Annotated in this window: 21 protein-coding genes and 2 pseudogenes; 7 read left to right on the top strand and 16 right to left on the bottom strand. The window is 58.8% G+C overall.

Annotated elements, in window-relative coordinates:
• Positions 1-29: 29 nt before the first annotated feature.
• Complete coding sequence (locus tag ATY79_RS15010; RefSeq protein ID WP_088693540.1) at positions 30-1,910, top strand: EAL domain-containing protein; 1,881 nt, start codon at positions 30-32, stop codon at positions 1,908-1,910.
• Between the two features lie 12 nt (positions 1,911-1,922).
• Here ATY79_RS15010 and ATY79_RS15005 read toward each other — a convergent pair.
• Positions 1,923-2,865, bottom strand: a pseudogene (locus ATY79_RS15005) (IS630 family transposase).
• Positions 2,866-3,018: 153 nt separating this feature from the next.
• Here ATY79_RS15005 and ATY79_RS15000 point away from each other — a divergent pair.
• Positions 3,019-3,663: an HD domain-containing protein gene (locus ATY79_RS15000; protein ID WP_088694145.1), complete on the top strand. Its 645-nt coding sequence runs from the start codon at positions 3,019-3,021 to the stop codon at positions 3,661-3,663.
• Positions 3,664-3,672: 9 nt separating this feature from the next.
• Complete coding sequence (locus tag ATY79_RS14995) at positions 3,673-4,527, top strand: MOSC domain-containing protein (RefSeq protein WP_088694144.1); 855 nt, start codon at positions 3,673-3,675, stop codon at positions 4,525-4,527.
• Here the strand turns inward: ATY79_RS14995 and ATY79_RS14990 are convergent.
• The 12 genes from ATY79_RS14990 to rpoZ all read right to left on the bottom strand — a co-directional run bounded on the left by ATY79_RS14990 (position 4,524) and on the right by rpoZ (position 14,673).
• Entirely contained in the window at positions 4,524-5,522 is a 999-nt protein-coding gene (locus tag ATY79_RS14990; protein ID WP_088694143.1) for an aldo/keto reductase, read from the bottom strand. The genes ATY79_RS14995 and ATY79_RS14990 overlap by 4 nt on opposite strands.
• A gap of 109 nt (positions 5,523-5,631) precedes the next feature.
• Positions 5,632-6,390 (bottom strand): DNA repair protein RecO, encoded by a 759-nt coding sequence (gene recO, locus ATY79_RS14985; RefSeq protein ID WP_088694142.1) that lies wholly within the window; start codon positions 6,388-6,390, stop codon positions 5,632-5,634.
• A gap of 68 nt (positions 6,391-6,458) precedes the next feature.
• A complete protein-coding gene (locus ATY79_RS14980) occupies positions 6,459-6,821 on the bottom strand; it encodes a response regulator (protein WP_088694141.1) in 363 nt (120 codons plus the stop codon).
• A gap of 231 nt (positions 6,822-7,052) precedes the next feature.
• The gene (locus ATY79_RS14975; RefSeq protein WP_088694140.1) at positions 7,053-7,805 is read right to left on the bottom strand and encodes a Crp/Fnr family transcriptional regulator; all 753 of its coding nucleotides are present in this window, start codon (positions 7,803-7,805) and stop codon (positions 7,053-7,055) included.
• 136 nt (positions 7,806-7,941) lie between these two features.
• Positions 7,942-8,880, bottom strand: coding sequence for a GTPase Era (era, locus tag ATY79_RS14970; protein ID WP_088694139.1), 939 nt, complete (start codon positions 8,878-8,880; stop codon positions 7,942-7,944).
• A gap of 8 nt (positions 8,881-8,888) precedes the next feature.
• Positions 8,889-9,608: a ribonuclease III gene (gene rnc, locus ATY79_RS14965; RefSeq protein ID WP_088694138.1), complete on the bottom strand. Its 720-nt coding sequence runs from the start codon at positions 9,606-9,608 to the stop codon at positions 8,889-8,891.
• Positions 9,605-10,348, bottom strand: a complete 744-nt coding sequence (lepB, locus tag ATY79_RS14960) for a signal peptidase I (RefSeq protein WP_088694137.1) — start codon at positions 10,346-10,348, stop codon at positions 9,605-9,607. Before lepB ends, rnc begins: the two co-directional genes overlap by 4 nt.
• 102 nt (positions 10,349-10,450) lie before the next feature.
• Positions 10,451-10,867: a holo-ACP synthase gene (gene acpS / locus ATY79_RS14955; RefSeq protein WP_088694136.1), complete on the bottom strand. Its 417-nt coding sequence runs from the start codon at positions 10,865-10,867 to the stop codon at positions 10,451-10,453.
• Complete coding sequence (locus tag ATY79_RS14950) at positions 10,864-11,448, bottom strand: DUF2062 domain-containing protein (protein ID WP_088694146.1); 585 nt, start codon at positions 11,446-11,448, stop codon at positions 10,864-10,866. Before ATY79_RS14950 ends, acpS begins: the two co-directional genes overlap by 4 nt.
• 142 nt (positions 11,449-11,590) lie before the next feature.
• Positions 11,591-11,740, bottom strand: coding sequence for a DUF3563 family protein (locus ATY79_RS14945; RefSeq protein ID WP_081930954.1), 150 nt, complete (start codon positions 11,738-11,740; stop codon positions 11,591-11,593).
• A 184-nt stretch (positions 11,741-11,924) separates the two neighbouring features.
• A complete protein-coding gene (locus ATY79_RS14940; protein WP_088694135.1) occupies positions 11,925-14,168 on the bottom strand; it encodes a bifunctional (p)ppGpp synthetase/guanosine-3',5'-bis(diphosphate) 3'-pyrophosphohydrolase in 2,244 nt (747 codons plus the stop codon).
• Between the two features lie 100 nt (positions 14,169-14,268).
• Positions 14,269-14,673, bottom strand: a complete 405-nt coding sequence (gene rpoZ, locus ATY79_RS14935; RefSeq protein ID WP_088694134.1) for a DNA-directed RNA polymerase subunit omega — start codon at positions 14,671-14,673, stop codon at positions 14,269-14,271.
• Positions 14,674-14,958: 285 nt separating this feature from the next.
• On the opposite strand from rpoZ, the gene ATY79_RS14930 reads away from it, so the two are divergent.
• Positions 14,959-15,540, top strand: coding sequence for an NYN domain-containing protein (locus ATY79_RS14930; RefSeq protein WP_088694133.1), 582 nt, complete (start codon positions 14,959-14,961; stop codon positions 15,538-15,540).
• Positions 15,541-15,600: 60 nt separating this feature from the next.
• On the opposite strand, the gene smpB is transcribed toward ATY79_RS14930, so the two are convergent.
• Both smpB and dapA read right to left on the bottom strand, forming a co-directional pair.
• A complete protein-coding gene (gene smpB / locus ATY79_RS14925) occupies positions 15,601-16,080 on the bottom strand; it encodes an SsrA-binding protein SmpB (protein WP_088694132.1) in 480 nt (159 codons plus the stop codon).
• A 104-nt stretch (positions 16,081-16,184) separates the two neighbouring features.
• The gene (gene dapA / locus ATY79_RS14920; RefSeq protein ID WP_088704238.1) at positions 16,185-17,069 is read right to left on the bottom strand and encodes a 4-hydroxy-tetrahydrodipicolinate synthase; all 885 of its coding nucleotides are present in this window, start codon (positions 17,067-17,069) and stop codon (positions 16,185-16,187) included.
• A gap of 213 nt (positions 17,070-17,282) precedes the next feature.
• On the opposite strand from dapA, the gene ATY79_RS14915 reads away from it, so the two are divergent.
• Together ATY79_RS14915 and ATY79_RS14910 are read left to right on the top strand one after the other, a co-directional pair.
• On the top strand, positions 17,283-19,355 hold the full coding sequence (locus ATY79_RS14915) for a lytic transglycosylase domain-containing protein (RefSeq protein ID WP_088704237.1): 2,073 nt from the start codon (positions 17,283-17,285) through the stop codon (positions 19,353-19,355).
• A gap of 59 nt (positions 19,356-19,414) precedes the next feature.
• Complete coding sequence (locus tag ATY79_RS14910) at positions 19,415-20,305, top strand: alpha/beta fold hydrolase (protein ID WP_088704236.1); 891 nt, start codon at positions 19,415-19,417, stop codon at positions 20,303-20,305.
• A gap of 101 nt (positions 20,306-20,406) precedes the next feature.
• Here ATY79_RS14910 and ATY79_RS14905 read toward each other — a convergent pair whose 3' ends face one another.
• Complete coding sequence (locus ATY79_RS14905) at positions 20,407-21,462, bottom strand: porin (RefSeq protein WP_088704235.1); 1,056 nt, start codon at positions 21,460-21,462, stop codon at positions 20,407-20,409.
• 601 nt (positions 21,463-22,063) lie between these two features.
• On the opposite strand from ATY79_RS14905, the pseudogene ATY79_RS14900 reads away from it, so the two are divergent.
• Positions 22,064-23,036, top strand: a pseudogene (locus ATY79_RS14900) (integrase core domain-containing protein).
• The last annotated feature ends 132 nt before the right edge of the window (positions 23,037-23,168 follow it).

Raw genomic sequence — 23,168 nt, 5'->3', positions numbered from 1 at the left:
CCCCTCTGCCGACGTGGAGATTGCCGCAAATGGACGCTGAGGCCCTTTTTCGGCAACAGTGCACGACAGCAGTCAATGAGGACGGGTCTGCCAACGCGCAACGTCTAATGGCTCTTGTCGTCGAGACGTATCGGCTGCAGGCTGGAAAGAAACGCGCCGCTGAAGATCGCTCTCAACGCCTCGCCAAGGAAAACGGTGAACTGAAGGGGAGCCTCATCGCCACAAAGGAAGATCTCGCGGAGCAGAAGCGCCTTTTCGGGATCGTCCTCGACAACCTGCCGCAAGGCCTGAGTGTCTTCGACACAGAGCAGCGGTTGATCATCTGCAACATCCGCTTCAGGCAACTCTTCGGAATCAGCCCGGAGGAGGCCTCTCCCGGCGCTTCGATGGGATTTTTGATCGCAAGGATCCGCGGCACCGAGCGCGTTGAGAAGAAGATGTCCCGTTTGCGGGGCGCCACCGCGGAGGGAGGACACATCCGTCACCGCGAATGGGTGATGGAAGACGGCCGCACCATCCAGAGCGTTATCACCGTGCTGCCCGATGGGAGCAATATTTCCATCCACGCCGACGTCACCGAAGATCGAAAGGCGGCTGAGCGCATCGCTTATCTGGCCCATCACGATCAGCTGACAGGCCTGCCAAACCGCATCAACCTGAGGGAACGCATCGATGCAGCGCTGGCAAGCCGCAAACCCGACGAACCGATTGCTCTTGTGCATCTCAATCTTGACCGCTTCAAATCGATCAACAACACGCTCGGTGTTTCGACCGGCGACAATATCCTGAGGCAGGTAGCCGAACGTATCCGCATGTCGGCAGGCCGCGGCAATGTGCTGGCACGCCTCGGCTCCGACGAATTCGCCATTCTCCAGTCCGGCCGGCAGCAGCCGTGGAATGTGATGGCGCTTGTCGATCAGATCCGGCGTGAACTGTCAGAACCTTTCTTTCGCGGAGACAAGGCCGTCGAACTCAGCGTGTCGATGGGTATCGCGATCAGCCCACAGGACGGAACCGAGACGGACACCCTGCTGAAACATGCCGGGGTCGCTCTCTCGCACGTCAAGAGCAACGGCGGCAAAGGAGAGCGCTTCTTCACCGCCGAGATGGAAGCACAAATCGATGCGCGGCATGCGCTGGAATCGGATCTGCGCACGGCCGTTGAGCGGGATGAGTTCGAACTTCACTATCAACCGCTTTATGATCTGGGCCAGCGCCGCGTCTGCGGTTTCGAGGCACTCGTCCGATGGAACCACCCAACACGGGGTCGCGTACCGCCGATGGAATTTATCCCTTTGGCCGAAGAGGTGGGCTTGGTGGTCGACATCGGACGCTGGGTGCTGCACCGCGCCTGCCACGATGCAATCCACTGGCCTGACAACATCAAGGTCGCGGTTAACGTATCAGCCATCCAGTTCACCGATAGCGACCTGCCGGCCGACGTGGCCGCAGCTCTCGCTGCAGCACGACTTCCCGCCAACCGCTTGGAGGTGGAGATCACCGAAAGCGTGCTGATGGAAAATCTGGATGAGGCGCTGCCTGTCCTGCACGCGCTAAAGCAAAGCGGAGTTCGCATCGCCATGGACGATTTCGGCACCGGCTATTCGTCGTTGAGCTACCTCCGGCGTTTCCCGTTTGACAAGATCAAGATCGACAAGTCGTTCGTCAACGGTATCGCCGAAGACGAGGAAGCCTTTGCGATCATGCGCGCCATCATCCTTCTCGGTGACGCGCTCGGCATGCGCGTCACCGTAGAGGGTGTGGAGACCGCCGAGCAATTGGCCCTGCTCCAACGCGAAGCCTGCGACGAGATCCAGGGCTATCACATCAGTCCGCCGCGGCCCGCCGCCGACGTGGAGAACCTGCTGGACCTGTCGCTACAAGAGCAATCCAGCCCCCGCGCGACCTAGAGCGCGTCCGCTTTAATCCGGGTCATATCCTGCAGCGGCGAAGTAGTTTGCACATTCCTGCGGTTTGATGAGGGGAACGATTTTACCGACGGTATCCCACAAGGCATCGACGGAGCGCTCAGCCTTGGCCCGCAGAAGCGCTTTCAGTTTGGAAAAGGCATCTCGATTGGGTTAAAATCGGGGCTGTAGGGCGGGAGATAGAGCAGCCTGCAATCAGCAACTTCGATGGCGTGCCGAACACCTTCGGCTTTGTGTGCAGGCAAATTGTCCATGATAACGGTGTCGCCGGGCCTGAGTGTCGGCACGAGAACCTGCTCGATATAGGCCAAAAATGCCACGCCGTTCATCGGGCCGTCGAGTACCATCGGTGCGGTCATTCCGGAAAGCCTGAGCGCCCCTGTAAAGGTCATGGTTTTCCAGTGGCCATGGGGAACCGCCGACCGGCAGCGTTCGCCGCATTGGGATCGCCCGCGTAATCGAGACATCTTCGTGGAGAGACCAGTCTCATCGATAAAAATAAGCTTGGCGGGATCGAGATCGAGCTGACCATCAAACCAGGCCTGCCGCCGTTTCAAAAGGTCGTCTCGCTCCTGCTCCAATGCATGTGCGGTCTTTTTTTAAAGGTCCAGCCCCGCTTGCGAAGCCACACGTCAAGAGCACTGCGGCCGATCACGACAGACCGCTCCTCACTCAAGCGCAGGACCATTTCGTTGAGCGTGATGTCTTTCTCGTCATCGATCAGGCCGATGATAAAGGCCTCATGCGCATCTAGTCTGGAGCCTGAGCGTCGACCCTGTTTGCCCGCGGTCAGTTGACCCTGTCGCGCGTTGGCGATCCAGGCAATGGCCGTCGAAATCCCGATCCCAAACCGCGCAGCCGCCGAACGCGCAGACATCCCGTCCGAAGACGCCGCCAGAACTCGAATGCGAAGATCATCACTGAACGCTCGTGACATTCATACCTCCTGATTCGAAGGCAGGGAATCACGGCAAACAAAGCATGTCAGCAAAATTCCGATTCCGCGTTCAATGGACGTGCTCTAGTGTGCTCGTTGCGACTCGTGGTTCCCGCGTTTATGGAAGAGGCATCTTTCCAACGGGGTGATCCGATGTTCCAGGCGAGAGCTTTCGCTCCTTATGAAAACCTAGCCATTCAGCTCGGGCCGCATTCGTCGGAGAGCGACGACGGCTCGCATGACATCGCGCATATCTTGCGTGTCTTCAAGAACGCGATGCGAATCCAGGCACTTGAGGGTGGTGATGCAAGGATCCTGGCTGCTGCCGTCCTGCTGCACGACTGCGTTGCCGTGGAGAAGAACTCCCCCATGCGGTCGCAAGCGTCAGCGCTGGCGGCAGAGAAGGCATCGGCCATACTCGCCGAGCTTGGCTGGGATCATGAGGATATCGCAGCGGTCGCACATGCCATTATCGCGCATAGCTTCTCCGCAAACATCACGCCGGAGAGCCTGGAAGCCAAGATATTGCAGGATGCCGACCGGTTGGATGCAATAGGCATGGTCGGCGCGGGCCGGTGCTTCTATATCGGCGGTCGAATGTCTTCAGCGCTCTATGATCCGTTCGATCCGGCCGGCAGCGACCGCGAGCTTGACGACAAGCGATATGTGATCGACCACTTCCAGACCAAGCTTTTCAAACTTGCTGATGGCTTTCAGACAAAAGCCGGGCGCGCGCTTGCGGCGACACGCGACCAACGACTACGCGAATTCCTCGCGGCGTTCATGGACGAAATCTAGGAGCACTTAATGCGCATTACCGACCTTTTCATCTATCCGCTCAAGAGCGCTCGGGGTATCGCGCTGCAATCGTCGGAGATCGACGCATTTGGGTTGCTCGGCGACCGGCGGGCGATGATCACAGATCGCGACGGACACTTCATCACGCAGCGCGAATTGCCCGACCTCGCTCGTATCGCCGTGCAAGTCGGATCGTCGGCCTTCCATTTCACCATGGGCGATTGGCAAATGACGGCACACATTCCAGCGGCTACAACCCGGATGGACGTCTCGATCTGGAAATCCCTCGTCAATGCCGCGGTCGCTGACGATACGACCAACGATGCGCTCTCAACTTGGCTAGGGCGCGACTTAAAGCTGGTTTTGTTCGATCAGCAGGCAGAGCGCTCCGCCAGCACGGAATGGGCCGGCGAAGGCGCGCCCGTTACATTTACCGACGGTTATCAAATACTGGTCACGACGACGGGCTCGTTACAAGCATTGAACGCCGATCTCGAGGCGCACGGCGAAGGTCGCGTTGGCATGGAGCGGTTCAGGCCGAACATCGTCGTCGACACCGAGGAAAGCTGGGCGGAGGACCGCTGGGCCGCCATCGAGATCGGCGGAATTCGTTTCGATCTCGTCAAGCCCTGCTCACGCTGCATCATGACGACGCAGGACCAATCAAGCGGATCCCGGGACGTTCCCAATCCGATGCCGGCCATGGGGCGCATTCGGATGTCTGCGGACCGGCGGGTACCCGGTCCGCTCTTCGGCTGGAATGTCACCCCTCGCGGGACCGGTCGGATTGCTGTCGGGGATCCGGTCAAGGTCATCGAGGAGAGGCCCGAAGGCTGGGCTTTCAAGATCCGAAACGACGCCTAGGCGGGGAGCGTAAGCGCCTCATCGATCTCACCCATCACCGTCGGCGATAGCGGGCCCTTGGCCATCGCGCCGGCGTTTTCTTCAACCTGGGCAACGGTGCGGAAACCCGGGATCGGCAGGGTTCGAGGAGCGCGCGCCCAGAGCCATGCCAGGGCACCTTGCGTGAGAGTTCGACCGTCAGACTTCAGCAGCTCGCGAACCGCCTCCAATCGCGCCGCAAATTCGGGTGCGATCCGGCCGTCCTTGAAATAGACCATCCAGTCGAGGCTCGCACCGCGAACATCCTTGTCACCGACTTTGGTGTCGGCACGGAACTTTCCGCTGAGCAATCCCATCGCGAGCGGCCCACGGTTGATCGAGATCAGTCCATGCCGTTCGATCACCGAGATCATGTCCGGCACAGGCTCGAAGACATTCATCGTGTGCTGGACGGAAACGAAACCGGCGCGGTCGGCATGTCGCGCCGCACGATCGGGATAATCCGTGCTCCACCCGAAGGCGTCGACCTTGCCCTCGCTGCGCAAATTCTCCAGGATTTCGAAGACCTCGTCCGACTGCGCGAGCGGAAAGTCGTTCAAATGGAATTGGAGCAGATCTAGGCGATCCCGCTTCAGCCTACGTAGCGACGTCTCAGCCGAGCGGCGAATAAAGGCCGGATCAGCGAAGGCGCCGGTTGCCTGTTTTGTCTCGGGATCGGTGGCAAAGCCGAACTTGGTCGCGACGACAATTTCGCTCCGGTTGCCGATCGCGCGGCCGAGCACTTCCTCTGAATGTCCGGCCCCATAATTCGAGGCCGTATCAAAGAAACAGATACCGAGTTCGATTGCACGATGAATAGCTGCGATGGACTCGTCGTCATCGACCTCGCCCCACCCGAGCGGTGTATCGCCGGCATAGAAGGGGCCACCGATTGCCCAGCAGCCCATGCCCAACCGGGGTATTTCATAATCATTCCAAAGCTTTATCGTCGTCATCACATCAGGCTTCGTCAGCATCGTCTACTCCTCCGATCGCTGGGGCTGCATGCGATCGAAATAGGCAGACGAGCGAGGCGCGTAAAGCGCCTGCGCTGCATGATATTTTTCACCAATGATAAACGGTCGGTCAGACCGACAGCTCGTCCTGCGCGGCCGCTGCCTTCAGTGCTTTCAGCGCCGCCTGAACAAAGCCCTCGCGCGCGGCCGCTGCTTCCACTCCACGCGGCTCATAGACATGGCGATGAAGGAAGAATGCTGTCAGTCGGAACGCGGCATTGAGGCTTTCGATATCCGCTGCGCGGTTTGCCTCACTGTTCAGAAATGGTGGTAGGAGCAGCATCTTGTCCGCCCAGGGAGCACCTGCAGTCCGGCTGACGGCCCTCCCCGACTTTGGTGACACATAAGCAAGATCGGAACGAACGCCCGTCGCCACACACTCGGTCAAATCGAGGCCAAAACCGAGGTCGTTCAGAACCGCGAGCTCGAAGCGGACAAAAAGCTCGCCCGCATCCGCCGGGTTGTGGAGATTGTCTAGAATGACCTCAAGCGCCTCGAAGAGATGCGGATGCGGATCGCGTTCTGGCAGCAACCGCAGCAACGCACCCATGGCCTGTACGCCATAGACGGCAGTCGCGGTTTCCATCAGGCGAGCGGCGCGTAGCGTCAGTGGCTCGATACGAAATTCGCCAAGATGCTCGTCGAGACGCGCTCGCCATGTGACCTCGACCTCATTGCCGGGCTGAAGGACAGGCTGCATGGTTCGGGACCGGCCGGAGCGGACCATGCCGAGATGGCGGCCACGCTCCTGCGTCATCACCTCGGCGATGACGCTGGTCTCGCCATGGCGCTTGACGCCCAAGATGATTGCCCGGTCGTGCCACTGCATCGGAAGCGAACTCTTTACTCTACGATTCGATCCTACCGCAACGCCGACGCTCTGTCATGAAAAGGCGTTCAGGCGCGCGCCGGGAATAGCTTCTCTAGGAAGTCGCGCATTGCCGATTCGCCAAACGGTTTGACGAGCAGTGGCACATTCTGAAGGTCTTCGGGAAAGTCCCTGGTGTCGGAATAGCCGCTGACAAACCCGAATGGCATGCGGATGCTCGCCAAATGACGGGCGAAATCGAAGCTCATGACTTCGCCGAGATTGACGTCCAGCAGGGCGAAATCGAAGATTTCGCTCTTGGTCGCCTCCATCGCCTGCTCGAGGCTACTGGCGATGCCGATCGTTTCCACGCCCACCTGGCGAAGAATATCCTCGGCCTCCATCGCGATGATCAAACTGTCCTCAAGGACCAGAACACGGTTTGCCTTCATACCCAACACGCCCCTCGCTGAGTGTCAACCAAGACGCTCGGCTCCTGTATTTCCCGGATTTCCACCTCTGACGCCCCATGCCTCATTGGCCGACGGCTTTTTAGCGCTCAGCTTGCATAGCCGCTTTTTCGTTTCGGGTCGATAAAAAGCACAGCAGGAAAAAGATAGCAGGATGACCTTAGGGCCACGTCGCCTCGGATGCATTTAAATAAGACATGGCGCTCGCGCGTCTCATATGAACGGACGGACCTTCTCTCCGAGGCCCTCCCAGCCGGCAGCGGCCTTGAGGCCGTCGCCATCAAGCACCTCGCAGGTCCGCTCTTGCCAGCGGAGGAGATTGCGGTTCGCAAGCTTTTTCAATGTTTTGTTGGTGTGCACGATCGAAAGCCCCAATGTGTCTGCAACGTGTTGCTGCGTGATCGGGATAGATGCATGGCTAGTGAAGAGTTTGAGTTGCCGACCACGTTCGAACAGAAAGGCGATGAGATACGCGGCACGCTCGAGCGCGGTCCGGCGGCCAATGCTCAACAGGTGTTCGTCAAGGATGCGCTCCTCCTGGGCAGCAATCCAGGTTATGTCGAAGGCTAAGGACGAATGCTTGTTGTAAAGGGTCATGAGCTTATTGCGCTCGAAGACGCAAAGCGACACAGGCGACAACGCTTCGACGGAATGCTGCATTTCCCCCATGATCGTTCCCTGCAGACCGATCAGATCGCCCGGCATCACGTAGTTCAGAATTTGCCGGCGGCCGTCCTCCAATGTCTTGTAGCGAAAGCCCCAGCCGGAGAGGACGGTGAACAAGTGCGCACTGTGTGCGCCCTCGACGAGGATCGTGGCGCCTGCGTCCGCGGCCAGTTCGCCACTTTTGAACTTCGCAACGAACTCAAGTTCATCGCCGCTGAACTCTCTGAACGCGGCGATGGCACGCAACGGACAGCGCTCGCATGGCGTTTTGAACGAGTGAGTGGGTCGCGGGGTCGCCATACAAGCCCTTGTGCTCAAAGAAAGCGCGCCGCCGGAATTGGCCCGCGCTTCCCGTAAGAACTCCCGAACCCCGTGCGTTGTTCCCGCGCGGTGGCTATTTTTTGCTATAGAAACAATGCTGTAGCCGCCTTCGGCTTTACTTTGGGAAATCCAGCCCCATTTCGCGGAAGCGCTCGGGGTCATCGCCCCAGTTTTCGCGAACCTTCACGAACAGGAAAAGATGGACGGGCTGTTCAAGGATTTCGACAAGCTCCCGTCGGGACGCCGAGGAAATCGCCTTGATCGTTTCGCCACCCTTGCCGAGCGCGATCTTCTTCTGGCTGTCGCGCTCGACGTAGATCACCTGCTCGATCCGGACCGAGCCGTCCTTGCGTTCTTCCCACTTCTCCGTCTCGACATGCGACGAATAGGGAAGCTCTTGATGCAGGCGCAGAAACAGCTTCTCGCGGGTAATCTCCGCCGCAAGCTGGCGCATCGGAAGATCAGAAATCTGGTCTTCGGGATAGTACCAGGGTCCCTCGGGCAGCGTCTTTGCCAGAAAATCCATGACGTCCCCACAGCCGGAACCATTCTCGGCCGAGATCATGAAGGTATGCGTGAAGGCAATCTTCTCGTTGGCAGCCGCAGCGAGTGCCAGGAGGTCTTCGCGCTTGACCCGGTCGATCTTATTCAAGACGAGAATCTTTGGCTGATGCACCTCCTTGAGACCCTCAAGAATAGCTTCCGCATCCCCCCGAAGGCCGCGTTCACTGTCGATCAGCAACATGATCAGGTCCGCATCCTTTGCGCCGCCCCAGGCGGATGTGACCATTGCGCGGTCGAGCCGCCGACGCGGCTTGAAGATCCCAGGTGTATCCATGAACACAACCTGCGCATTGTTATGGATCGCAATGCCGCGCACGATGGCGCGCGTTGTCTGCACCTTGTGGCTGACAATCGAGACCTTGGCGCCGACCAGGCGATTGACCAGCGTCGACTTTCCCGCGTTGGTCGGCCCGATCAGCGCGACGAAGCCCGATCGAGTCGCACCCGCAGTTTCAGCGGCGTCATCCGCCATATCGTGTTCTTCCGTCATTTATCCCGTCAGTTTCCGGCAGACGATTTCTGCCAAATGCCTTCGCGTTCCAGCATCCGAGTGGCTGCGACCTGCTCTGCAGCCCGCTTTGAGCGTTCAATGCCCGTTTCAGGCTTAACACCGGCGACCTCAACCGTTACCGTGAAGCGCGGATCATGATCCGGTCCAGTGCGTTCTTCAACCCGATAGATCGGCGTGATGCCGAATTTGGCGTGCGACCATTCCTGCAACTCGGTCTTCGCGTCCCGCCGCGCCCCGTCGGCGCGTGCTGCCCGCTTCTCCCAGAATTTCAGAATGAAACGTCGAGCAACCTCAAGGCCTCCATCGAGGTAGATCGCAGCGATAAGGCTTTCGACCACGTCGGCTCGCACGTTCATCATGCGCTTGCCAGTCAGCTTCTTGACGTCGGCACCCGTGCGAATGAAGAGATGCAAACCGAGTTCATCGGCGACTTCCGCGCAAGTATCGGCACTAACAAGCTGGTTGAGCCGCACCGAAAGTTCACCCTCGGTCGCCGCGCCGAACGTGCGGAAGAGCAGTTCGGCGACGCAGAGGCCAAGTACCCTGTCGCCAAGAAATTCCAGCCGCTCGTAGTTGCCGCCTTTTTGCGTGCGAGCACTCGCATGCGTCAAGGCCCGGTCCAGCCGCTCTTTCTCGGCGAACGCATGACCGATCAGGGCTTCAAGCCGTGTCCGATCCGCCGCCGAGAGCGTCTGCGCCTTGCTCATTCAACGCCCTTGAAAAGACGATCCCAACGCATGTTCGTCGGCCACTTCCAGACCTCGCGGAACGAGGTGTCGTTGCCGAGCGAGAAGAAGATAACGCTGGCGCGACCGACCAGGTTCTCAGCCGGCACGAATCCGACATCGAAGCGGCTGTCGAGCGAATTGTCGCGATTATCGCCCATCATGAAGTAGTGACCTTCGGGAACGATGAATTCGCGGGTGTTGTCGCCACGCGAAACCGGGGACTGATCCAGCGTATCGTAGCTGACACCGTTATCCAGCGTCTCGCGGAACACTGGTACGTCCTGGCCCGGGTCCTGCGCGTAGTCGGAATTGAACGTGCCATCCGGCACCTTCGGAACCGGCTTGCCGTTCACATAAAGAACGCCTTCCTTGACCTGAATGTGATCGCCGGGAAGCCCGACCAGACGCTTGATGTAGTCAACGTCCGGGTTCGGCGGGAACCGGAAAACAACAATGTCGCCGCGCTTCGGCTCGCTCGCAAAGATGCGACCGCTGAAAAGGTTCGGCGAGAAAGGCAGCGAATATTTGGAATAGCCGTAGGCGAACTTGTTGACGAATATGTAGTCGCCAACAAGAAGTGTCGGCATCATGGAGCCGGACGGAATGGTGAACGGCTGAAAAAACACCGTTCGGATAACCATCGCCAAGATCAGCGCCTGGGCGATGACCTTGATGTTTTCCCAGAGGGCGTTCGGCTTGGTTTCGACTTTTTCGGACACGCAGTCTTATTCCTTCAATGCACCCCAAGGGCGCAACTCTTGTTTGCTTCTCTCTAGCGGCTTCGGCCGATTGCGGCAATGGCGCCAACATTAAAAGCGACTCTACGTCGCTGATCGGGCATTTTCCGGCAGCGCTTCAATAATGACGAAAGCCTGCGCCAAGGGATAATCATCCGTTATCGTCAAATGAATGGCAGCCTTGTGGCCAGCTGGCAGCAGCCACTGCAGCATCTCGGCCGCCCCGCCTGTCAGCTTCATCGTCGGCTTGCCACTCGGCAGGTTCACGACGCCCAGATCTTTCCAGAACACCCCTTGCGCCATGCCTGTTCCAAGAGCCTTGGAACAGGCTTCCTTGGCGGCAAAGCGCTTGGCATAGGACGCGGCGCGATTGGCACGCCGATCGGATTTTGCCCGCTCGATCTCGGTGAAGCAGCGATTGGTAAAACGCTCGCCGAAGCGTTCGAGGGATTTTTCCACCCGCCTGATATCGATGAGATCGCTGCCGATGCCGATAATCATACGGTTTCCTGCGCTGGATGTGACAGCCGCACTCGGGCACGCGCCATCAGGCGTTCGCGGCGGCGCGCCTGGAAACCTCTCACCGTGTAGAAGGTCGCGAAATAGACAATGACGGAGGTCAAAAGTGCGGGTGGGATGGAGCCGACAAGCATCGGCTCAAGCACGGGTCGCCAGAGCTCGCTGAAATGCAGCTCATGAAACAGAGCGCCAAGATCGATCGATTGCCCCTGCATCGTATCCTGACGCGCAAGAAGCAGGTGGCCGATCTCCCAAGTCGCGCCCCAGATGAACGGATAGGTCAACGGATTACCGAAAGCCGCGCAGCCAAGCGCGGCGGCGACCATATTGCCAGAGAAGAGATAGCTGAGCACGAAGGCCATGATGAAATGAACGCCGATAAAAGGCGTCCACGACACGAAAATCCCGGCGGCAACACCCATGGCGACGGCATGCGGAGACGCCGTCAGGCGTAGAACACGCATCGTGAGGTAGCGGAGCGGCCGCAAGAATCCCTTGCGAGGCCACAACAACTCACGCAGCTTTTCACGAAATCCAGCAGGTTTTCGACGTCGGAACAACATGCCGCGTATGTAGTGCAACCCGCACTAGCGTGACAAGAGCGTCAAACCATCTCAGTCATTATTTGATCACTGCAGACTGAGCATTCACCAGGGGCCGCGATATGCAATACGCCCCTCTCATCCTTCAAGTATAGTCCCGATGTTAACGGGCGCGGAAAAGGCCGCGATCAACCTGACGCTGACGATATTCAAGATCGATACGGTCAAACGAGCCGTTCAGGTAAGCGATTTCGCGTTCTTCGGCAGTCGGAGCGCGCAGTGCGCGAGCGATCTTCTTGATAGGTGTAAACATTTCTTTACCTCATCTTCTGTTCATTTCCTGATGACTGGAAGATAGGCGCTCGCAGGAACAATTACCAACGCTCTAAGGTAGGCGCAGCCATGCGCCGTGCGCATATCTAGCCTCATATCAGTGCGATTTAGGTCTCGAAGCGATCACAAAATGTGCAGATAGCCCGCCGATCGGCTTCGCCGGCTTACTCGTAAAGCCGGCGAACCGTCGCAACGCACTCCAGATCCTTCAGCTGGGCAAGCAGCTGATTCAGCTGCCGGAGATCCCAAACCTCGACATCGAGCGTCATTTCGGTGAAGTCGGTTGCAACGCGCACCGTGTTGAACACGCGAATATTGACGTCAACGCCGGCAACAGTCTGGGCGAGCTTCGCCAATGTACCTGGCTCGTTCAAAGCATTGACCATGATCCGCGCCAGGAAGCGCGACTTGTTGGCCTCATCGAGATCCCAGCGAACATCGATCCAGCGGTCAGGCTGATCATCGAAACGCTGCAGCGTCGGCGACTGGATCGGATAGATCGTAATCGCGTTACCCTTCTCCGTAGAGTTCATTATCCCGACGATACGGTCGCCCGGTACGGCGCCTGTCGGCGCAAACTGCACATCGACATTGCTCGAAATGCCACGGATCGGCATCGTATCCATGTCGAGATCGGTCTTGAGGTCTGTGCCATCAATGCCCGACTTCGGCTTACCGGGAATCTTGAAGATCATGCCGGACGCACTGCGAACGTTAAACCAACCATCGTCGCCGCTGGGCTTGGCCGTCACGCGTTCTTCCAGATGATCCGGATAGACGGCGCGCAATACGTCGAGCGACGACATTTCACCACGACCGACAGCAGCGATGGCATCTTCGACATCCTTCTGGCCAAGGCGATGGAGCGCGGGCTTCATGGCTTCGCGTGAGAAAATCTTGCCGGCTCGCTCGAAGGTGCGCTCCAGAATGCGATGACCGAGGCCAGCATACTGCTTCCGGATCGCCAATCGCGTGGCGCGTCGGATCGCTGCCCTCGCCTTGCCTGTCACGACGATCTCTTCCCAGGCTGCGGGTGGCACCTGCACGCCCGAGCGAATGATCTCCACCTCGTCGCCATTTGCCAGGCGGGTCACGAGAGGCATGATACGGCCGTTGATCTTGGCACCGACGGTCGTGTCGCCGATGTTGGTGTGAACGGCATAGGCGAAGTCGATCGGCGTTGCGCCACGCGGAAGCGCAATCAGTTTGCCCTTCGGCGTGAAGCAGAAGACCTGGTCCTGGAAGAGCTCAAGCTTCGTGTGCTCAAGGAATTCCTCGGGACTATCCCCTTCTGCAAGCGCCTCAATCGTGTGCCTCAGCCAGGAATAGGCATTGGATTCACGCGAAAGGATATCGTTGTCTGACGTCGAAGCGCCATCCTTGTAGAGCGTGTGCGCGGCGATACCGAATTCCGCGATCTCGTGCATGCGCTTGGTGCGGATCTGCAGCTCGATACGCTGGCGGGAGGGGCCGACGATCGTGGTGTGCAGCGAACGGTAGTCGTTCTGCTTCGGCGTCGAGATATAGTCCTTGAAGCGTCCGGGGACCACGCGCCAGCGGGTGTGGACGATACCAAGCGCCCAATAACAGGCCGGAATATCATCGACGAGAATGCGGAAGCCGTAGACGTCCGAAAGCTGCTCGAACGACAGCGACTTCGACTGCATCTTGCGGAACACGGAATAGGGCTTCTTCTGGCGCCCCTTGACGATGGCGCCGGTCAGCCCGTTCGCAACGAGCAGATCACCCAACTCAGTCTCGATCTTCTTGACGAGCCCTTCGTTGCGCTTCGACAGTTCCTCGAGCCGCCCGGTTACCGTTTCGTAGGCTTCGGGATTGATGTGGCGGAACGAGAGGTCTTCCAGCTCCTCGCGCATATCCTGCATACCCATGCGGCCAGCCAGCGGCGCATAGATATCCATGGTCTCCTCGGAAATACGCGCCCGCTTTTCCGGCGACATGTGATCCAGCGTGCGCATGTTGTGCAGGCGGTCAGCGAGCTTGACCAGCAGCACGCGCACATCGTCGGAAATGGCGAGCAGCAGCTTGCGCAGGTTTTCGGCCTGTTTGGCTTTCTTGGTGACGAGGTCGAGCTTCTTGATCTTAGTCAGCCCTTCGACCAGCCGACCGATATCCTCGCCGAAGAGCTCATCGATTTCGGCGCGGGTGGCAGTCGTATCCTCAATGGTATCGTGAAGCAGCGCGACCGCGATCGTCGACTCGTCGAGATGCATGTCGGTGAGGATGGCGGCGACTTCCAACGGATGCGAGATGTAGGGATCGCCGCTGGCACGCTTCTGTTGTCCATGCTTTTGCATTGCATAGACGTAGGCTTTGTTCAGCAGGGCTTCGTTGGCGTCGGGCTTATATTTCTGAACCCGCTCCACGAGCTCGTACTGCCGCATCATCCCGAAACCACTCCATTACAAACGAAAAGCGCGCCAATCACGGATTGGCGCACATGATATGCGATAATATGCCGAAGCTATAATGGTGCAAGGTTGACGATTAGTAATCGTCGCTCTTTTCCGGCGGTACGAGGCCTTCGATCCCGGCCAGAAGCTCTTCTTCCGACATCTGGTCGAAGGTGATCGTTTCCGGCAGATCGTCCTGCTCTTCGCTGTCGGCTGCAGCGACGCCGCCGGCTGCGATGAGGCTCGCCGCATCGGGCTCGGGCTCGTCGACTTCGACGTGCTTCTGCAGCGAGTGGATCAGGTCTTCCTTTAGATCGTCCGGAGACAGCATCTCATCGGCAATCTCGCGAAGCGCCACAACCGGGTTCTTATCGTTGTCACGATCGATGGTGATCGACGCGCCCTGGGAAATCAGCCGAGCACGGTGGCTGGCAAGCAGAACCAGCTCGAAGCGGTTCTCAACTTTATCAATGCAGTCTTCTACGGTGACACGGGCCATTGCCTGTCCTTTGCGGTCGTGATCTCGGGATTAACACGCCCGATACAATTAAAACCGGACAAATTCAAGTTTTCATTGCGCGAAGCCCCAACGGGCAACGCGGTGAATTTTGAAACCGAAAACGGGTTTCCACCAAAAGTTGCTTGGAATATCCCGAATCGTGCCCTAAATCTCTCTTATATGAATAGTTCATAAAGTAAGAATTGTTCCAAGCGGCCGCATAACCCATTGTTTCCTTGGATTTTGACGGAAGCACCAAGATTGCTCACATTGGATTGGTACGCGATGTTTGATCCACGCGAAAAAATTGCTCTTTTTATCGATGGCGCCAATCTCTACGCTGCGTCCAAAAGCCTTGGTTTCGATATCGACTACCGCAAGCTGTTGAAGGCATTCCAGAAACGCGGCTATCTCTTGCGCGCCTACTACTACACGGCGCTGATCGAGGATCAGGAGTACTCCTCCATTCGCCCCCTGATCGATTGGCTGGACTACAACGGCTACAAGGTCGTCACAAAGCCGGCGAAGGAATTCACGGATTCGATGGGCCGCCGAAAGATCAAGGGCAACATGGACATCGAGCTTGCGATCGATGCCATGGAGCAATCGGAAACCGTCGATCATCTCGTCATCTTCTCCGGCGACGGAGATTTCACGACACTCGTCGAGGCACTGCAGCGCAAGGGCCGAAAGGTTTCGGTCATCTCAACGATGGCAACACAACCGCCGATGATTGCCGACGACCTGCGTCGCCAGGCCGATCATTTCATAGACCTTCTCTCCTTGAAGAGCGAGATCGGGCGCGATCCCTCAGAGCGGCCACCGCGGCCGACCGAAACCGCGACGCCAACCGATCTGGACGCTTAAGCGAAATAATCCAGCACCGTCATATACGGGTGGAAATACCGGTCCGGACTCTAGCTATAGCTAGCCATTATCCTTGAGAAGACGGCTCTTCTGCCTGTTCCAATCGCGTTCCTTCTCGGACTCGCGCTTGTCGTGCAGCTTCTTACCCTTGGCGAGTGCCAACTCCATCTTTGCGCGGCCGCGATCGTTGAAATAGATCTTCAACGGGACCAAAGTCATGCCTTCGCGATTGATCCCCGCCCTCAGGCGATTGATCTCGCGGCCGGAAAGGAGGAGCTTCCGGCGCCGGCGCGGCTCGTGGTTGAAGCGGTTTGCCTGCAGATATTCGGGCAAGTAGGAATTGATAAGCCAGATCTCGCCGTCCTCATCCGAGGCATAGGATTCCGCGATATTGGCCTTCCCCTCGCGCAGCGACTTGACCTCGGTGCCCTTGAGCACGAGGCCGGCTTCGTAAGTATCGATGATTTCATAGTTGAAGCGCGCCTTGCGGTTCTCCGCAACGATCTTCTTGACGACGCGCTCGCTGCCTTTGGGGGCCATGACACATTCCAAATGCTTGAGGGCGCGACTGTCGCGCCCTTATCTCTTACCCTGTAATGTAAGGGAACATCGGCCGCCTGTGAAGGCAGGTCGAGCGGCTTGCCTTAGTTCAGCAAGCCGGCATGGCGCATGGCGGCATCGATCGCCGCTTCCGTCGTAGGCTCCAGCGTCGATACGAGCGGCGAACGGACATTGCGGCTCATCCGCCCCAGCTTTGCCAAGCCGTACTTTGCTCCGCAAAGGCCGGGCTCCAGGAAGATTGCCTTGTGTAGCGGCATCAGGCGATCCTGATATTCCAGCGCCTTCGCGTAGTCACCGGCAAGCGACGCTGCCTGGAACTCCGCGCAAAGGCGCGGCGCCACATTGGCCGTCACCGAGATGCAGCCGACGCCGCCATGGGCATTGAAGCCGAGCGCGGTCGCATCCTCGCCGGACAACTGCTTGAACTCCTTGCCGCAGGTCAGACGCTGCTCGGACACGCGTTCGATCTTGCCGGTCGCATCCTTGACGCCAACGATGTTGGAGTGTGCCTTGGCAAGCACGCCCATCGTCTCGGGTGTCATATCGATCACCGAGCGGCCGGGGATATTGTAAATATAAATCGGCAGCTTCACAGCCTCGGCGATCGCCGAAAAATGCGCGATCAAACCCTTCTGGGTCGGCTTGTTATAGTAGGGCGTGACAACCAGGACCGCATCCGCCCCTGCCTTCTCGGCATGCTGAGCAAGCTCGATTGCTTCGCGCGTATTGTTCGAACCGGCGCCGGCCATAACCGGGACCCGCTTGGCTGCCGCTTCGATGCAGAGCTCCACCACCCGCTTGTGCTCGGCATGTGACAACGTCGGAGATTCGCCGGTCGTGCCGACCGGAACGAGACCGCTACTGCCTTCCTTGATCTGCCAGTCGACATGGCTCGCGAACGAAGCTTCATCCACTTGTCCGGCATCAGTAAAGGGAGTGACGAGAGCGGGAATGGATCCCTGGAACATGCAAAACTCCTCATGGCCAAATTCACGCTTCGGCCGCATTCCTTGAATATTGGTGGGGCACCATAGTGCGGTGAAATCGCCGCGACAAGCGCGCATGGATCGGTTTAGGGCAAATTCCGATAGCAAATTTGAACGAAGTTTACTGGCGTTAGTAAGCTTTCGTTAAGATGGCTCCCGCCAAATGGTTGGGCGTGTTTTCGTTGTGAGTGTCCCATGAAGAGAGCAGTCCTGATCGTGTCGGCCCTCGGCTTTACCGCCGCCGCGTGGAGCAGCGTCGCGTCGTCGCTTCCCAATGAGAACGCCCCTGTTCCCGACGTAAAGCCGATCGGTTTCGTCCCGCAAACGTCGGTGCCGGAATCGATCGTCACCGGTTCGATTCCGCGCAGCCAGGCCATCACACCCGTCAACAGCGATTTGAAGTCAGGGCTTGATGCGCTTTCGGACAATGATCCACTGCAGGCGCTTTCCATTCGCGACCGCATGGGGCGCGGGACGCTTGACCGCCATATTCTGACCTGGGCGATAGCGGTCTCCGGACAGAAGGGCATTCCCTCCACGGAGATCGCAGCAGCGTCCCAGGAATTGCAGGGATGGCCAGGGCTCGCGAAATTGCGTGCCTATTCCGAACGCGCCCTCTACGACGAAAACCCTGGTCCAAGCTCCGTCCTGACCGCCTTCGGACAGACCGCGCCCGAGACGACGTCCGGCGCGATGATCCTGTCGCGCGCACTCGTTGCAACAGGCAAGCAGAGCCAGGCCGCTAAGTACATTCGCAAGGTCTGGCGCGGTGAGACGCTGGACAAGCCGACCGAAGATAAGATCCTGGCGGAGTTTTCCGGCTTGCTGACGCCGGCCGATCATAAGGCGCGAATGGATTACCTGATGTATCGCAATCGCGCGGCGCAGGCCAAGCGCTTTGGCGACATGGGTCAGGCTCAATCGCTCTACAAGGCCTGGGCGGCCGTCATAGGCAAGGCGGCCAACGCTGGCGCGCTTCTTGCCGCGGTCGACGGCCAATGGAAAGGTGATGCCGGTTACCTCTTCGCACGGATCGAATACCTGCGAAAACAGGATAAGTATGCGGAAGCCGCCAAGCTGCTGCAAAAGGCGCCTCGCAATCGGGAGGAATTGGTCAATGCCGGCGAGTGGTGGAACGAGCAACGGATCGTCAGTCGCGGCCTCGTCGACCAAGGGGAATTCAAGGCCGCCTATGGGATCGTTGCCAACTATGCCGCAACGACACCGACCGACATCGTCGAGGCCGAGTTCCATGCGGGCTGGTACGCGCTGCGCGGTCTGCAGGATCCCGCTGCGGCGCAGACGCATTTCCGCAAGATTCTCGATTTCTCCAATGGACCGATTTCCGTGTCGCGCGCCTGGTACTGGATGGGGCGGTCCGCCGAGGCCGGCGGACCTGGAAATGCTTCCGAGCTCTACGCCAAGGCCGCGAGCTATCCGACGACCTTCTACGGCCAGCTCGCCAGCGACAAGCTTGGCCGCAAGACATTGAATGTGAGTTACCCGTCGCCGACGACGGCCGACCGCGAGCGCTACCTGTCGCGGGAAGCGGTACAGGCCATTGCCCGTCTCGATGCGGCCGGCCACGGCTGGCGGGCCAAGAGCCTGTATCTCGCCCTCGCCGAGCAACTGCAAAGCCCGGGAGAACTTGCAGTCCTGAGTGCGCAGGCGGAGCGCTCGGGCGACCACCATCTGTCGCTGCAGGTTGGCAAGATCGCTTACTCGCGAGGCGTCGATGTTGCCGCGTTGGCATTCCCGCTTGGCGTGATTCCGACGAATGCCAATATCTCGGGCTCCGGAAAGGCCCTCGCCTACGCGATTGCCCGCCAGGAAAGCGCCTTCGATCCCGCCGCGGTTTCGGCGGCTGATGCGCGAGGGCTGCTGCAAATCTTGCCGGGAACCGCAAAGGCCGTCGCCAAGCGCCACAATATCGCCTATTCCAAGGACCGGCTGACGGCGGACGCCGGCTACAATGCAACCCTTGGGGCGCATTATCTCGGCGAACAGATCGACGCCTTTGGCGGCTCCTACATCATGACCTTCATCGCCTACAATGCAGGTCCCAAGCGCGTGCCCGAATGGATCGGCCGCTATGGCGACCCACGCGGCCAGTCGATCGACACGATCGTCGACTGGATCGAGCGGATCCCCTTCCCCGAAACGCGCAACTATGTACAGCGGGTGATGGAGAACTACGAAGTCTACAAGGCACGTCTCGGCCAGCCGAGCGACATCGTCCGTGACCTGACAGGCGGTCGCCCCTCCTAATCGCGATTTGCGATTACTGCCCGCCTCGCTAATCTGTATCCGCGAAAAGCGGAAGGACGATGAGCGTGGATACGGCAAGAGACGATGGCTTCCGGACAGCAACCTACCGGAGCGATGATGGACTGACGCTTTATGCGCGAGACTACTGCCCCGAGATCATGCACCTGCTGCCGATCATCTGCCTCCCGGGATTGACACGGAATTCGCGCGACTTTCACCAACTGGCACTGCTCTTGTCGACCGACCCGGCGACACCAAGACGCGTCATCACGCTCGACTATCGTGGGCGAGGCCGCTCCGATAGGGATGCCAACAAAACAAACTACAATCTCGGTGTCGAAACGCGGGATGTCATCTCGGCATGCCAGCATTTCGGCATCGATTGCGGTATCTTCATCGGCACCTCGCGCGGCGGGCTGATCCTCCATCTTCTGGCTGAGATGCGGCCGGATCTGATTGCCGCGGCCATCCTCAACGACATCGGGCCGAAGATCGAGGCCAGCGGCCTCAAGCGCATTCGCAACTATCTTGATGTCGGCGCCACCCCAAGCGACTGGCCGGAGGCGGTCGCGTTCCTCAAGGCCTGTCATGGCCGGTATTTCCCTGCCCTTAACGAGCATGACTGGCAGGAGATGGCGGCGGCGGTCTATCGCGACGTCGACGACAGGCCGGTGGCCGATTTCGATCCCGCCATCGCCGCCCAGTTGCAGATGATTGATTTCGACAAGCCGCTGCCGGATCTCTGGCAGTATTATATCCAATTGGCTGGAAAGCCGCTGATGGTGATCAAAGGAGAATACTCGGATATTCTCTCGGACGATACGCTTGCCGGGATGAAGGCTCGACATCCACGAGCAGCCGTACTGGAGGCGCCTGGCCAGGGGCACGCGCCGCTGCTTCATCTGGAGCCGATCTTCAGACATATCCGGCGCTTCATTGCAGAGGCATAGAGGCTACGCAGCCGAGGAGCTCGCTCCTGCATGCCTCCTCACAAACGAAAAGAGCCCGGCTCGAAAGCCGGGCTCTCCTGATTGACCGAGGTCAGATCAGATTAGAATGCACGCTGCAGACGGAAGTAACCGGTCGTGACGTCGTCGATGTTGTCGCCGTCGAGATACTGGACCGAAGCCTTGGCGTAGAAGTTTTCTACGATCTGGTAGTCAACCGTCAGGCCAACCTTCCAAGCGTCGTCGCTCGAGAAGTCGTTGGAAGCTTCGTTTTCCATGTAGTTACCGAACCACTGAGCACCGGGGGTGATCTTCAGCTTGTCGGTGGCTTGGATTGCGTACTCAGCTGCGACGGTCCATTCAGACTGGTCATAGTAGGAGTTCGTGCCAGATGCCCAGACAGCTGCGAGGCCGAGGGTGCCGGGACCGATTGCAACCGTACCCATAGCACGGATCGCGCCTTCTTCGTTGTCGGTGTCATAGCCACCGGTAACCTGATAGGTGAAGGCGCCAGCCTTGCCGCCGAGGCCGAGAGCAACGCCGACGTTGTTCGGGTTTTCGCCGTCCTTGTAGGCGCCGTCTTCCAGCTCATCAACCGAGATACCGGCGTAGAAGTCGCCAGATTCGTACTGATAACGGATGGAGTTATGCAGCGTCTCGTGGCTTGCGAGAACGTCGGTTTCACCCGAGAGACCATCGTCCCACCAGCTGTAGAACAGACCAGCGCGGAAGCCGGCGATGTCGAGGTAAGCCGAGTCGAGCTTGGTGTTCTGGAAAGAAGAGTTAGCAGCATCGGCGTTCGCCTGCAGGACGATCACGCCGGTGAGCGGACCATACTCGGTGTCGCTCTTAGCCGTGAACTGAACCTGACCGCGGGTAAATGCGTCCCAGTCAGACGTGCCTTCCGGAAAGCCACCAGGGCCAGGGTCGCCGTGGTTAGACTGGTCTGGACCAACGTCAACCTGGAAGCGGATGTAACCTTCGATCTTCAGGCAGGTTTCCGTGCCCGGGATGTAGAAGTAGCCGGTGCCGTAAGCGTCGCAGACGCGTACATATTCAACCGGTTCCGGCTCAGCAGCAACGATAGCGTCGGCAGCCTGAGCACCGGAAACTACTGCGAGAGCAGCAGCGGAGCCGAGAAGAAGGCTCTTGATGTTCATATTGACCTCCAATTCAAAGTTTCGATCGGGTCTGGGTTTTTCGCCGTTAGAGCAGCGTTCCCTGCCCCATCCCCATGTTTCAAGAAGTCGGACGATCAACCGCCCTCGCTTCCGAAGTTGAAAATACAAGACCGGGACTGTCACGCAATCACCAACTTGCCGGTTTGGGGTATTTGCGACAGCCTTCCGCATGCTCTGTTGCCGAAAGGTCACAAATGCGGCACGCGCCCCTGCCGTTTCTTTATACTTTGTTAAGAAACCCCTGATTCTGCGGGAGTTTACCGGCGTCTGGCGACGGCTTGGGGCTGTGGATTGTGCCACATTGGAACCAGTTTCTCGCCGGATTCGGTCTTTCGTCGGAGATATGGGGCATAGCTAGTAGGCGCCCCCGCCAGGGCGGCAGGCGCAATCGCTACAGAATCAGTTTCGTTGACTGACGATGATTCTCACTTCGATTCTGTTGACGCGAAATTCGGCGCGCCGAGCGCGGAGGTGGTAGCCATCGCGCAAAAAGGCAGCGCCCCGTCAGGCGATCATGTCAAAACGATGCCCGACCTGAGAGATAGGTGGGTAACACTTTCCGTTTTGGCGGAAGGTGTTGATGTCGTGGAGAGAGACTTCGGTGATGGAGGAACGTCTACGATTTGTCGCCCGGCTGCTTGAGGGCGACAGCATGAGCAAGGACAAGCCGCACCGGGGTGCGCGCAAGATCCGCGAACTGCTGGTCAGGAAGCTTGCCGGCGACGTGCGTGTGCCAGCCCAAAGCACGGTGCATGCGGTTCTAGACCGGCATGGGCTGGTCGCCGATGCCCGCAGACGACAGCGCTTCCGGGCCGGGGGACCGCCCTGTCTGAGGCCCTGCTACCCAACGAGCTACGATGTGCCGACTTCAAGGGCGAGTTCAAACTCGGCAACGGTCAATACTGTGACCCGCTGACGGTCACCGACCAGGCTTCACGCTACCTGCTCGCCTGCGAAGCCTTTGAAAGGACGCGCGAACAGGGCGTCTTCGACGTCTTTCGCCGGCTGTTTGCCGAGCGCGGCCTGCCGGTTGTGATAAGAAGCGACAACGGCTTGCCATTTGCCTCGCCAACGAGCTCTACAATCTGTCGAAGCGGTCGGTGTGGTGATTGAGGCTCGGCATCACACGGGAGCGCATCAGGCCGGGCCGTCCCCAACAAAACGGCCGGCATGAGCGCATGCACCTGACGCTGAAGAAAGGGGCGACCAGACTACCCGGGCAAAAACATCCTGCAGCAGCAGGCCCGCTTCGATGCTTTCGTCAGCGAATTCAATCAGGAGCGGCCGCACGAAGCGCTCAGCATGAAGGTGATCGACTACCCCTTCCATGATCGGGATGCGCTGGTGACCAATTGCGGCCGCATCTGCATCTATCGCAAAAAGTTCAATATCTCCACCGTGCTGGCCGGACAGAAACTCGGCATCAAGGAAGTCGACGACGGTATTTGGCTCGTCAGCTTCATGCACTATGATCTCGGATATATCGACCTGGAGCAGAGGACTTGCAAACCATCGACAACCCGTTCGGCACGAGGTTGTCACCCATGTCTTAGACCGCATGTTCGCGGGGTGAGCATGGCCCGCCCCCGCGGTAAGCTAAATTCGGGGGTTGCTCTGGATTGGCCGGAGCCTTGCCCCATGCTTAGCGAGGGCGAACCATGAAAGAGGATAGCGCAATTTTCATT

Origin of the sequence: Rhizobium sp. R693, assembly GCF_002211315.1 — a bacterium.
In the GTDB taxonomy this organism is placed as follows: Bacteria; Pseudomonadota; Alphaproteobacteria; order Rhizobiales; family Rhizobiaceae; genus Rhizobium.
The sequence above is the reverse complement of the archived record's forward strand: the minus strand, read 5'-3'. Positions and strand labels throughout refer to the sequence as shown.